Origin of the sequence: Actinoplanes sichuanensis (genome assembly GCF_033097365.1) — a bacterium.
GTDB classification, from domain to species: Bacteria; Actinomycetota; Actinomycetes; order Mycobacteriales; family Micromonosporaceae; genus Actinoplanes; species Actinoplanes sichuanensis.
In genome coordinates this window covers 4,765,726-4,778,259 of the sequence record NZ_AP028461.1, presented here as the reverse complement: position 1 = coordinate 4,778,259, position 12,534 = coordinate 4,765,726, and the positions used below count along the sequence as shown (strand labels likewise).

Annotated in this window: 8 protein-coding genes; 3 read left to right on the top strand and 5 right to left on the bottom strand. The window is 66.6% G+C overall.

The features are described 5' to 3' along the window. Positions 1-66: 66 nt before the first annotated feature. The 5 genes from Q0Z83_RS21965 to Q0Z83_RS21945 all read right to left on the bottom strand — a co-directional run bounded on the left by Q0Z83_RS21965 (position 67) and on the right by Q0Z83_RS21945 (position 4,403). Complete coding sequence (locus Q0Z83_RS21965) at positions 67-330, bottom strand: hypothetical protein (RefSeq protein WP_317795839.1); 264 nt, start codon at positions 328-330, stop codon at positions 67-69. Between the two features lie 22 nt (positions 331-352). Further along, positions 353-1,222 (bottom strand): pentapeptide repeat-containing protein, encoded by an 870-nt coding sequence (locus tag Q0Z83_RS21960; RefSeq protein WP_317795838.1) that lies wholly within the window; start codon positions 1,220-1,222, stop codon positions 353-355. Positions 1,223-1,585: 363 nt separating this feature from the next. After that, a complete protein-coding gene (locus Q0Z83_RS21955) occupies positions 1,586-2,539 on the bottom strand; it encodes a S1 family peptidase (RefSeq protein ID WP_317795837.1) in 954 nt (317 codons plus the stop codon). 103 nt (positions 2,540-2,642) lie between these two features. Continuing rightward, complete coding sequence (locus Q0Z83_RS21950) at positions 2,643-3,083, bottom strand: hypothetical protein (RefSeq protein WP_317795836.1); 441 nt, start codon at positions 3,081-3,083, stop codon at positions 2,643-2,645. A gap of 111 nt (positions 3,084-3,194) precedes the next feature. Next, positions 3,195-4,403 (bottom strand): MFS transporter, encoded by a 1,209-nt coding sequence (locus Q0Z83_RS21945; RefSeq protein WP_317795835.1) that lies wholly within the window; start codon positions 4,401-4,403, stop codon positions 3,195-3,197. Between the two features lie 441 nt (positions 4,404-4,844). Between Q0Z83_RS21945 and Q0Z83_RS21940 the strand changes: the two genes are divergently transcribed. The 3 genes from Q0Z83_RS21940 to fxsT are packed head-to-tail and all read left to right on the top strand — an operon-like array spanning position 4,845 to position 12,534. Further along, a complete protein-coding gene (locus Q0Z83_RS21940; protein ID WP_317795834.1) occupies positions 4,845-7,235 on the top strand; it encodes a VMAP-C domain-containing protein in 2,391 nt (796 codons plus the stop codon). Next, on the top strand, positions 7,232-8,248 hold the full coding sequence (locus tag Q0Z83_RS21935) for an AAA family ATPase (RefSeq protein ID WP_317795833.1): 1,017 nt from the start codon (positions 7,232-7,234) through the stop codon (positions 8,246-8,248). Before Q0Z83_RS21940 ends, Q0Z83_RS21935 begins: the two co-directional genes overlap by 4 nt. Further along, positions 8,248-12,534 carry an FxSxx-COOH system tetratricopeptide repeat protein gene (gene fxsT, locus Q0Z83_RS21930; protein ID WP_317795832.1) on the top strand — a complete coding sequence of 1,429 codons (4,287 nt, stop codon included), beginning with the start codon at positions 8,248-8,250 and terminating at the stop codon, positions 12,532-12,534. Before Q0Z83_RS21935 ends, fxsT begins: the two co-directional genes overlap by 1 nt.

The following is a 12,534-nucleotide window of genomic DNA, read 5'->3' as shown; positions in this document are numbered from 1 at the left end:
CCGGCTCTCCTCGGTTACCAGGACGCGATCAAGAGTTCTTCGGGCGGTTCTGACGGCCGGGGAAGCTCACGCATCGACGGTGCCGTCCGGCCCGCCATGCGGGTCGCTGACGTTGCTGACCAGCTTCCAGTGTTTTCTGGAATAGCCGTGTTCGCATTTTGGGTATTTCGGTTGACTTGTCTTCGGTAAATGCTCCATGACGCTGGAATCGCAGATCAGCGTGTAGAACCCGCTCGGCAGATCCGCGTTGTCGGCGGCAGCGTCGATAGCAGCCATCTCGCTGATTGATGCCGCGCTCTCGAACCTGTTTGATTCGGTCTTCCCCGGCACGGCCTCCTCCTTCGCTGGATGCTCAGGTCCGTTCCCTCAACCAGCAGCGTAGCCAATCTGGAACCGGAATTCCTGTTTCCGGGCAACCCGGCGGGGGTACCGACCACGTCGGGCAATTCCTGCCCGGTGCCGCCGGTGCATTGGAGAGCGTTCCCTTTACCCCCGGAGGCACATTCGTCGCATCGTCGACGAAAGTCGGCAGGACCCCTCCGCTGACCACGGTGTCGCGCAGGTCGGCCTCACGAAGAACGGTCGCGGTCAGATCCGCACCCGACAGATCAACGCTGATGACCTTCGCTCGGGAGAGGTCCGCATCCCGCAGGTTCGCTTCCCGTAGGTCGGCCGGGGCCATGACCGGGTCGATCCCGATGCCGAACTCCGTGCGATGGGCCAGCGCGCCGGTGAAGTCGGCTCGCCGGAAATCGCTACCTTCCAGTTGCGCGGACGACAACGACGCTCGAACGAAGTTCGCTTCCACGAAAACCGAGGTGTAGACGACGGCGCCTTCCATACTCACGCAGGTGAGGTCGGCGCCGGGGAATTCGACCCCCTTGAGGCACGCTCGCCGAAGATCCACCCGGTGTACTCGCCGCTCATCCACGAGGTCGAAGAGCAGCAGCCGGAGGGCCGCGACGACATCGCGAGGTGTGGCATCTCCCTCTCGACAGACCTTGGCCGGATCGATCTGCGAACCATCCATCTGAGTCTTCGCTCGGACGAAGTCGATGAGTAGATCGGTGATGACCAGCCGGTCCTCGCCCGATTCGAGGGCGAGTCGCCCCAGGGCGTAGATCGCGCCGACCTTCGTGTCCGGTTCCTTGCTGCCCAGTTGCTCGATCGCGTTGGAGAACCGGCTCGTCAGGTGTTCTTTCTTGGTCACCTGCAGCGACATTCCAGATATCAGGAGCGCGCACACGGCAGTGAGCATCGTCAAAGCAGAGACAATCCGAGGTCCGATCGGATTCGCGCTGTCATCGGGGCGCGTCCGAAGGCCGTCGGCCCGCCCGGCCGGCCTTCGACGGATGGGCGCCCCCGTTGTGTGGGAGGTGTCCAACGGTCGCCGCCGGCGGCCAGGAGTGGTCATGGACCGAATGCTATCGGCATAACGGCGGCAGGCGTTCTGCATCGTTCATACCGAACGGATGTCTCGGTACGCCGATGATTGCATTCGGTGAGGTGGATCAGAACCGCTGCCGACCAGACGGGCGCCTTTTCCGTGTCGCGATTCGCGCGTCTGGTCGGCGGTGAGCATCGGTTACCCGTTCGAGCCGGCGGCCTTCCGTACGAAGGCGTTGATGTCGCTGTTGCTCAGCCGGGCGTAGACGCTCGGATACCGGGGATCACCGCATCCCGGTGAGAAACTGACGACGCCCAGTTGGACGACCCGGTCCCCGTCGGTGACGAACAACGGGCCCCCACTGTCACCGAGGCAGTGGCCGATCTCGTCGGCGGTGCTGGTGCACAGCGACACCCGCAGGTTCGGCGCGGCGTGATCCGGGTGCTTCTGGTAGGCCGACTTGCAGGCCTTGTCGGCCAGTAGCGGCACTGTGGCCTGCTTCATCCGGTCGGAGTAGGACAGTTCGAAGGCGTCGCCGTCGCGCTGTGGCTCCACGGCACCCCATCCGGTGAAGGTCGCCGGGCTGCCGGCGCGGTGTGAGTCGTCGCCCGCCGGCACCAGGGTGACCGGTTCGATGCCGGTCACCGGCTCGTCGAGGGTGATCACGGCGACGTCGTTCGCGAGCGGCCGCGTGCTGTAGCGAGGATGCACCTGGATGTCGGCGATCCCGCGCACCTGCCCCTTTCCGCTGCTGAGAGTGGTGCGGCCGACCACCACCTGGATGTCTTTCAGGGGGTCGGGCGGGTTCTCGCCTTCGACGTCGAAGCAGTGGCCGGCGGTCAGCACGTGGCGTTCGTCGAGCAGGCTGCCGCCGCAGGTGAGCCGGTCCCGGTCGTCGGCGGCGGGGTTCCCGGCGTCGTCCGAGGCTTTCAGGTTCAGCAGCGCCACCTGGAACGGGTGTGCGCCCTCGTCGGCGAGTCGCACCTGTGCCACCGGAGTCGCTGACCCGCTCGGACCGTCCGATGGGCCGGTGGGAGTGGACGACCGGCTCGGCGGCGCACCGGTGGGTGTGGTCGGCGTGGCGGTGCAGGCGGTGGTGCTCAGGGCCAGGCCGGCGCCGGCGAGCAGGAGCGCGATGGTGCGGGTGGACATGGTGTCTCCAACGTGCATGGTGATCTTGACGTTGGGAGCCTAGAGTCGTCCGCGCCCGGTGATTCTCACGGTTTTGTGCCAGTCCGGCATCGCGTGCGCTGTCTCACAAACCGGACACGGGGTACGAGGCGGGTGCCGGCTTGTCGGCGAAGAAGGCCCGCACCGAGGAGGGGATGATCAGTCCCAGCAGTACGGCGACGGGCGCGGTGAACATGACGAGCCCGAGGAGCGGGAGACCGTCTGCGGCGAGGGCGGCGAGCAGCATGAGCGCGCCGAAGACACAGCCCATGGTGACCAGCACGATGGCCGTGATGTACGCCCACGACCGGCCGCGGACCAGCTGATAGGCCAGGGGCAGCAGGAACACCGAGGCGGCGACCGGAATCGCGTTGAGGAACAGGTACATCATCAGGGGGCCGTCGGCCCAGTCGCCGTACGCCACAGCGGTCTGCACGACGACCCGGCCGATGTTCAGCACGCCGAGCAGCGCCAGTCCACCCGCGACGATCTTCACGGTCTGCGGTGCGGCGGTCTCCTGCGGCATGTGATGCGTCCTTCGTCGTGGGTGGCCGCCCGGGGCGCCGGGTGGCCTGAACGAGGATCGTAGATGGCTTCGACGGTCGGTGGGTGTCACCTCCCGACTGGACGCCGGCCGTCACGGCGTGAGCGCCGGGGCCGTGTCCGGGTGTCGAGCCGGGTGACCGGCCCGCCGCCAGAGCATGACGGGCAGGATCGCGAACGCCACCCCGGCCAGGCCGAGGACGCTGATCGCGGCGCCGGCGCCGATCCGTTCGGCGATCAACCCCGCGACGGCCGCCCCGACGCCGTGTGCCGTCAGGTTCGTGGAGGCCGCGATGCCCATGCCCCGGGCCCGCTGATCGTCGGGAAGCAGCTCGGCGAACGACGACACCGAGATGACGATCGACACCGCCCACATCGCGCCGCTGAGACCGAAGACCAACAGGATGAGGTACGGGTCGTCGATCGCGGCCATCGGCAGCAACGGCAGGCCGGGCGCCACAGAGGCGACCGGGAACGCCTTCGCGTAGTGAGCCGCCGTCACGTATCTGGCCAGCAAGGCTAGGAACACGATGGCGAACAGCCCGGCCGACGCCATGAACAGGCCGACCCATCGCGGGCTGACCGACAGCTCGGCGGCCAGCGACACGGCGAGGGCCTCCGGGGCGATCAGGAACAGCGCCGAGAACGCGGTCAGGAACACCGCGCGCAGGGCCGGTGACCGCCAGACGAGCCGGAGGGTCGTGGTCACGGCGGCCGGCGCGGCGGACGGCAGAGTGGCCGGGCGGTGGCGGACGAACAGCAGCAGCACGAGCGCCGATAGGGCGAACGTGGCACCGTCGACGACCAGGCAGGTGGTGGGTGCGAAGGCGGTGGACAGGAAGCCGCCGGAGGCGAACCCGGCCAGCGTCGCGCCCTGATTCAGTGACTGTCGTATCGCCATGCCGGGCCCGTACTGCTCCTGCGGCAGGATGTCGCGCAGCATCGCGAGACGGGCCGCCTGATAGGGGCCGCTCAGGAAGGTGGACGCGGCGACCAGCGCGCAGAGGATCGGCAGCGGGGTGCCCGGGACCGCCATGGCCAGGACGATCACCGCCCGGGCCGCGTCGATCGCGATCAGGATCGCGCGTCGGGGTCGCCGGTCCGCCATCGGCGAGAGCAGTAGACCACCGGCGACCGCGGGTAGATAGGTCAGCGCGTACGTCAGTCCGCTGAGACCGGCGGACCCGGTCCGCGCGAAGACCAGGAGGGCGAGCGCGACCCGCGACAGTTGATCGCCGAGCACCGACAACAGTTCGGTCACCGCCACGGCACGGAATTCCCGGTTGCGTACGAGCGACGTCATGGTTGGCCCCTTCCCGGTCGTCCACGGCGACCACTGCGGACACGATGGCGTCGCCCACTGAACGAACACTTCCCGCCGCGAAGTCCGGTCGGTCACTGCCTGTTCAGTGGCTGTCGATGTACTTCCTCTCGACCGGCCGACCGAGGGAGGTGCGCGATGATCAAGTTCACGCCGTACTGGTGAGCCCGGCGGGTGGGTCCGGCAGCGACCATCGAGAGCCTGGCCCGCCCGCACTCACGCCGAGAACGGAACACACGGCGACCCGATCGCCGCCGCGGCGATCGGGTCGCCGTCGTCGGTCCATAGTGTCTAGACACGCGGTGAAGTGGCTCCCCTACAATGCGCACTATCAGGCGCCGGTCCTGCCCAGCCGCCACTGCCGAGAGGGACTGACATGCATCGCTGTCCACGACATCGCGGGCTGCGGGTCGGCGGCACCTGGTGGTGACCGGGAGAGAGGCGTTCCCGACCTCACTACCGAGATGGCAGGCGCGGATCGTCAATGCCGACGGTGTGGTGTGCGGCTCCGGCGTCCTCATCTCCGATCGACACGTGCTGACCTGTGCGCATGTGCTGAGTGACGGCATGGAACACCCCGTCGACGACTTCATCGTCGACTTCCCCCGATCCAATGAGGGCACTGCCTCACCCGCGCGAGTGATGCAGGGCGGCTGGTTCCCCGAGGCCGCGAATCAGCGCGACATCGCGATCCTGGAGATGGACAGCCAGCCGCCCAAGGACGTCCTGCCCGCCGAGCTCGCTCCGTGGGAGCGGGCACGAGGTAATGAGGCACTCGTCTTCGGGCACCCCGACGGCCTCGATCTGGGAGTGTGGACCGAGACTCGGATCGTGGAGAGCGTCGGCGAGCGGATCCAGCTCTCGGCCAGCGCCAACGGCGCCCCGGAACGGATCGAGCGGGGGTTCAGCGGCGGGGGCGTCATCGACGCGATCAGCCGCCGTGTGGTCGGCATCGTGGTCACGTCCCGGCTCTCCGGCGATCGGATCGTCGCCTTCATGATCCCGATGGAGACGGTGGGGATCTACTGGCGCACGGCTGCCGCTCTGCTGACCGAGACGGAGCCCGGCACGACACTGAGCGACGCGGTTCTGGGTGAACTGACGCAGGTCTTCGAAAGAGTGGGCGAACTCGCCTCGGTCGACACCCGGGTATGGATAGCCGAACGGCTTCCGTCGACGGCTCGCTTGCACCTGTCCGCTGATGTGCCGACCGTGCAGCAGCTTGTCCGGTTCTGCCGTCGTCCGGCCGACATGCGCATCCTCGCTGACCTGGTGCGATACCGCGACACTCAGGCCCTGCTCACCGGGACTCTGGAGGATCGGCTCCGGGCGCATCGGGTGCCGCCGTCGATGCCCGGAGCAGAACAGCCGACGCCGTTGGGCACCGGAGCCCGAAATGATCTGCATCGGGTGCTGTTGTCGCAACCGGCCTTCCGGAAGCGCACGAGCCGAACGGCTCTGTTCGACGAGATCGAGACGTGGCTCGGGCGCGGGCTGTCCGTCGTCTCGTCTGCGAACGCCGAGAATGATGCGTGGACGCTGATCGAAAGGCTGCAGCCGATCGCCGGTGGTCTGCGACGCCTCCTGACGCACCTGCCGCACGGGCCCGAATTCGATCAGCTCGAGACCCTCGTGGATCTACTCAGTCCGTACAGTCTGCTGACCGACCTGGAACGCGAGGACCTCGTCCATCTGTTGCGGGGAGTTCCGTCGGCTCCGTTGGCGGACGCCCGCCGACATGCCGGCGTGCCGTCGACGAGTGCGGGGCACGCCGATCTGCCGGCACTGGTGCGCGCCGTCGAGGAGCAGTCGGACAGCGGACCCCTGCCACGCATCTTCACGTTCGTCGAACACCTCGCGGCTCACCTGCCGGACCTGTGCCGTGAACTGCGTATCTGGAGCGACCGCTGTGCGGCGCGTCAGCACCTGAAGTCCGTCGACCTGGCGAATCTGCGGGCCGCCTGCATCGCGATTGCGGAGACGCGGGAGCCCGAGGCGCCCGCGCTGGTGATTCAGATAGCGCCGGACGCGTTGCGTCCGACCGAGCTCTTCCAACTCAGCGCGGTGCTCCAGCGTACCCGTCGTCCGCAGCACGTGCTGGTCAATTCAGACGATGCCGATCCTCTCGACGTGATCAAGCGGCGGGTCGATGCCCTGTTCGGTGAGGTGTACCGCGAGCTCGGCTATGAACCGGAGAATTTGATCGTCGAGGTGATCGTTCCTCGGGTTCTGCTGACCGAGGCCATCGATCACTGGGACCTCACCGACCTTCTGCCCGTGCCGATCGGCTCGCGATTCACGGTGGTTCTACGCAGCTATGAACGGTTGAGGCAAGACCGGTTGTGGCCGTCGTGGCGTGCGAAATGGCGGCTGGCTCAGGAACAGCAGGTACCTCGGCCCGACAGGGTGCACTACCTCGAGCCGACCGACCGGTCCACACCGAGCGAGATCGCGGCCCGGCTGCGTCCGGACGACAAGCTCGCCCTGGTGTGTGGACGGCCGCCGGTCGGGCAGGCGGACCTGCGACCCCATGACGCTTACGTGGCCGCGCTCGCCTCGGGCGTCGCGTACATGGTGTGGACCAGGCAGGAGGCGCTGGCCGAGGAGTTCCGTGCCGCTGTCGAGCAGGCTCTCGCGGAGGTTCCGGTGCGTGATCTGCCTCGTCGGATCGCGGATTGGCGGTCCGACGTAGGCGACTCCACCGTGAACTCCGCACTCGCCCGTCACGTATCTGTACTCGCTTGTGATTACGACCGGAAAGTCCAGTTCAGTAATGGCGTTTTGAGATCACCCTCGAGGAGGGGAGAGCCGTGACCGCGGACCCGACCTGGTGGATCTACCATGGTGCCGGCGCTCAGCACGACAGGATTTCGCAGCTTCCGCCGCCGCCTCCCTGGCGTCGTTTCGATGGCGAGGTGTTGCAGCCGGGTGCCGCGCCGGACGGTTTCGCGGCGGAGCCTCGTCCAGGTGCGGAAGAGCGTGCCCGCAACTATCGGCCCGACCGCGCTGTTATCGACATGGTCAACGCCGCTCTGTTTCTGAGACGGCCACTGCTGGTGACAGGGAAGCCCGGAACCGGGAAATCCACCCTGGCACTTTCGATAGCCTGGGAGCTTCGACTTGGATCGGTGCTGCACTGGCCCATCACCAGCCGCGCCCAGCTTCAGCAGAGCCTTTATCGCTACGACGCGGTGGGTCGGTTGCAGGAGGCGAACCTTCGTCGTCTGGGACAGGATGGTCCGCCGGTGACCAGCGCTGCGCCATTCATCACGCTAGGCCCTCTGGGTACTGCGTTGTTGGCGCGGGACCGACCCCGGGTCCTGTTGATCGACGAGTTCGACAAGAGCGACATCGATCTGCCGAATGATCTTCTGAATGTTTTGGAGGAGGGCCAGTTCGCGATTCCCGAGCTGACGCGCGAAGAAATCGACGAACCGGTCAGCCTGATCACCCACGACGGCGCGTCGGCGCTGGTTCGTGGCGGGCACATCAGGGCCAACGCTTTCCCGATCATCATTATCACCAGCAACGGGGAGCGCGCCTTTCCCGATGCGTTCAAGCGTCGCTGCCTTCAGATCACCATCTCCGATCCGGACGAGGACCGGTTGTCCGAGATCGTGCGCAGTCAGCTCGGTGACGAGGCGCTCGAGAGGTCGACCGAGCTGTTCCGCTCGTTCGTCGGCCGCCGCGACCGCGGTGCCAGTGTCACCACGGATCAACTGCTCAATGCGGTCTTCCTGGCGACCTCCGGATTGACCGAGGATTCGGAGACCCGCCGGAACCTCGCCATGGCACTGCTGCGTTCAGGCGAGGCAGGCGACCTCTGATGCCGCCCGACGGTGTCGTCGAACGTTTGGCGGCCGCAGCCCGGAGTGCAGCGTTGGCCCCCTCCGCAACGGACATCTCCGATGCGCTCTGGTTGGCCGACCAGATGGGCCCGGCCGACATCCGCGTTTCGACCGACCCCTCCGGCGAGGATCAGCGGCCTTCGACCGCTGCGGCCCCGGAGGGCACCGTCACCACGAAGTCACCGGCGGAGCCACTGCCCGGGGAGACCGAACCGGTCGACGCACCCCGAGAGGTGGTCCCCGCCGATCAATCCGCGGTCGAGGTGGTCGGCCCGGAGGTCGAGGTCCGTCGCGTCGAACCGCAGGGCGCGCAGCCCCTCGGTGTCCCCTTCCGCGCACCGACCGCGCCCGCGTTGGCCCGGCTCTCGCTCGCGCGGGCGTTACGTCCCTTCAAGCGCCACGTGCCGTCCACGGAGCCGGGCGAACTCGACGCGGACGCGACCGCGCACGAGGCGGCGCTGAACGACATAATGCTGCCGATTTTCGCGCCGGCCGAGGGCCGCTGGCTCGACGTGGCGGTGGTCGCCGACCGCACGCACTCCATGGCCGTCTCGGGTCAGACCGTTCGCGAGTTGATCGGCGTGATCTACGAGCTGGGTGCCTTCCGGGACGTTCGAGTCTGGAACATGAACAGTGACTCTGCCGAGTCGCATTTGACGCTGACCGCGGAAGGAACTTCAGCTAGTTTCAAGCATGCACCGTCGGAACTAATCGACTCTCAGGGACGCCGGGTGGTGCTTGTGGTCTCCGATTGCCTCGGCGATGCGTGGTGCGACGGGCGGATGGCCGCTGCGCTGGAGATCTGGGCGAAGGCCGGCCCCGTCGCAGTCGTACAGCCGCTGCCGCAGCGTCTCTGGGACGATATCGGCCCTACGGTGCGGTCGGTGGCTCTCTCCAGTGTCGAGCCGGTGACCGCCAACGCCAACCTGAAGGTCGAGCCGTCCGACGAACCGATCCATCTGCTGGGCGAGACGATCCAGGGGCACGGTTCCAGCACTCCGGGCGTCGTGGTCCCGCTCATCGAATTGGGTGTCCGGTGGCTCGCGAGTTGGGCGAGGCTGGTGACCGGTGAGACGGACCGTCCGTACCGGGGTCGGGCTCTTTTCACCGGTTTGATGGACGAACGAGTCTTCTCGGGGAACCCGGAGGCGGTTCTGGCACCGCGGCTCGGCCCGCGCGAGATCGTCACCAGGTTCAATGCGACGGCGTCGCTTGACGCGGCGCGGCTGGCGCCGCTGCTGGCCGCCGCGGCTCCGCTCACCCTGCCGGTCATGCGGCTGGTCCAGCACGCGAAGTTGCCCTCCGCCGCACCGACGGCGCTGCGCGAGGTCTTCCTCGGCGGCCTGCTGGAACAGGTGACCGAGTCGGCGGCCGACCCCGAGGAAACGGTGTACGACTTCGTCCGCGGAACCCGCCAGGAGTTGATCGGCAGCCTGACTCGGCAGGACGCCCTAAGCGTGCTGGTCGAGGTGTCCCGATATTTAGTGAGCCGGATGGGCACTAATCTCGATTTTTTAGCGCTTCTAGCAGCACAACATCCCGTCGCAGATCTAGATCAAAGGGCCCGAGCTTTCGCGGCCGTGGCAGTAGATGTTCTAGAGTCAATCGGGGGTTCCTACCGGCAGAAGGCGGCACGCCTACGGGAGCTGCTGAACCGCGAACAGCCCTCGTACATAACATCATCCGATAATCGATCGAATTTGGCGGGTGGACCTTCAATGACCCACTACACCAGCCCGGCGGTGTTTATTCCTGCTCGGGAGTCCGGCTATGCACCGGCCGGCTGGAAGACGGTCCCGCCCCAGAATGTGAACTTCGTTGGGCGAGACGACATGCTCAGCCGTATGCGAGCCATGTTGGTGAACAGTGCGCAGACCGCGGTTCTGCTGCCCCGAGCGCTATACGGGCTCGGCGGTGTGGGTAAGACACAATTGGCCATCGAATATGTTCACCGTCATCGCGGGGACTACGACCTGGTCTGGTGGGTGGCCGCGGAAGACCCGGCGGAGATCCGGCGATCCCTCGTGGAACTCGCCGGCCAGTTGGAGACGCCGGTCACCGGTGACACTCTCGGCACGATCCGGCGTGTCCACGAGGCTCTGGAAGAACGTAGGAAAGCCGAGCACTGGCTGCTCATTTTCGACAACATCGGTGATCCGGAATCCGTGCGCGGCCTGCTGCCCTCACCCCGGCACGGGCATGTGCTGGTGACGACCCGGGAGAACACCTGGTCCGATCAGGGCCGCGCGGTCCAGGTCGACAAGTTCACCAGGTCGGAGAGCGTCGCACTGCTCGAGCGCCACGGCGGGCTGCGGCCGGCCGACGCCGATACGCTCGCCGACAGGCTGGGCGACCTGCCGATCTCGCTAGCCCAGGCGGCCGCCTGGCACACCGAGACACGCGAGCCGGTCACCGAGTATCTTCGTCTGTTCACTGAAGAACTCGAACGCCGTCAGGAGACCGACGCGCTCGGCTATCCGCGCCACGCCGCGGCTGCCATGAGTATCGCCTTCAATCAACTCAGCCAGAGTTTCGGACATGCGGCGCAGCTATTGCAGCTCGCCTCCTATTTCGGGCCGGAATGGATTTCCCTGGACCTGCTGCACCGTGGCCGGCTGGCCACACCGTTCTCCAGGCGCCTGAGTCGGACCCTACGAGATCAGGCGCCGCTCGAGCGGGCGGTAAAGGAAATCGCACGATGGGAATTAGCGCGTAACGACACCCGCAATTCGCGTTTCCAGATTCACCGGCTGGTGCAACGTATGGTGCAGGCTGAGATGGACGGCCAACTTCAGGTCGAGGTTCGTGAAACCGTACAGACAATGCTCGCCTACGCTAATCCCGGGAACCCGGACCGCATCAATGTCAGGGAACGGGACAAGCACGCCGAGCTTTCCGCGCACATCACTGCCTCCGGCGTGATCGAATCGGATGACGACGAGGCTCGACAGGTGGTTCTCGACCAGATCCGCTTCCGGTATCTGGTCGGCGACTATGAAAGCAGCCGAGACCTGGCCGCCGACGCACTCGCCATCTGGGAGGCACGATTCGACCCGGAGGATGAGCTGACCCTGATCGCGCGGCGGCACCGGGCGAATGCGATTCAGGCGCTGGGCTTCGCCGAGGAGGCCTTGGAGATCGACCAAGACGTGCTGGCCGGCTTCCAGCGTGCCTTCGGCCCGGACCACGAGCACACGATGGCGACGGTGAACAGCGTCAGCCAGGACTTCCGGGTGATCGGCCGATACGCCGAAGCCCGAGACCTGAGCCAGGACAACTACCCCCGTCACGTCCGGGTGTTGGGCCGAGACGATCGCGCGACCATCCGTACGGCCAACAATCTCGGCGTCGACCTGCGTCTCGTCGGCGATTATGAGAACGCGCTGGTCCTCGATGAGGAGACACTGGCCACCGCGCAACGCGCCTACGGCCCTTCCGACGAGTTGACCCTGCTGATGGCCGGCAGTGTCGCGGCGGACCTCTACGCCCTCGGCCGTTATGGCGAGGCGTACCGGCTGCTGCGCGAGAACATCGGTCTCTACGAGGCCGCCGTCGGCACCAACCACCCGCACGTGATCCGCACCCGCCGCACCATGGTGATGAGCCTGCGCAAGATGGGACAGGCGAGGGACGCGGCTGAGGAGTTCCGGTCGCTTCGGCTTGCGTTCCGTAACCGTCTCGGCGCGGATCACCCCAACACCCTTCTGGTCGCGCAGTCGTTCATGAACGCACTGCGCGACAACGGTGAACTGGTCGAGGCGATCAAGGTGGGCGAGGAGGCGTTGCGCCTCTACCAGGAGCGGTCGCCCGACCACCCGATGACGCACGTCTGTGCTACGAACCTGGCGATCGCGTATCGCCAGAGCGGTAACGTCGCCGGTGCCCGCGAGCTCAACAGGGCCGCACTCGACCGGTTGACCGTCCTGCTCGGGCCGGACCATCCGTACACCCTGTGCTGCGCCACGAACCTTGCGAACGACCTGGCGGCGGCCGGTGAGGTCAACGAGGCGTTGCGCATGTCGGGTGAGGTTCTGGAACGGTCCCGGCGTGTGCGAGGCGCGGACCAGTTGTACAGCCTGGTCTGCGCCGTCAACCACGCCATCGACCTGATCGCCTCCGGAGATGAGAGAACGGGGGAACCGATGCTCAGGAATGCCGTCGACGCGATGCTGCGGCTGCCCGATTTCGGCGAGGCACACCCGGACGTACGGCTGGCGCATCTCGGTAAGCGAATCGATTGCGACATCGAGTCGGCGCCTGTTTAG

Coding starts and splice junctions, on each gene's coding strand:
- Q0Z83_RS21955 (WP_317795837.1), bottom strand. CDS start 2,539: ATGTCCACCCGCACCATCGCGCTCCTGCTCGCCGGCGCCGGCCTGGCC.
- Q0Z83_RS21945 (WP_317795835.1), bottom strand. CDS start 4,403: ATGACGTCGCTCGTACGCAACCGGGAATTCCGTGCCGTGGCGGTGACC.
- fxsT (WP_317795832.1), top strand. CDS start 8,248: ATGCCGCCCGACGGTGTCGTCGAACGTTTGGCGGCCGCAGCCCGGAGT.
- Q0Z83_RS21960 (WP_317795838.1), bottom strand. CDS start 1,222: ATGTCGCTGCAGGTGACCAAGAAAGAACACCTGACGAGCCGGTTCTCC.
- Q0Z83_RS21950 (WP_317795836.1), bottom strand. CDS start 3,083: ATGCCGCAGGAGACCGCCGCACCGCAGACCGTGAAGATCGTCGCGGGT.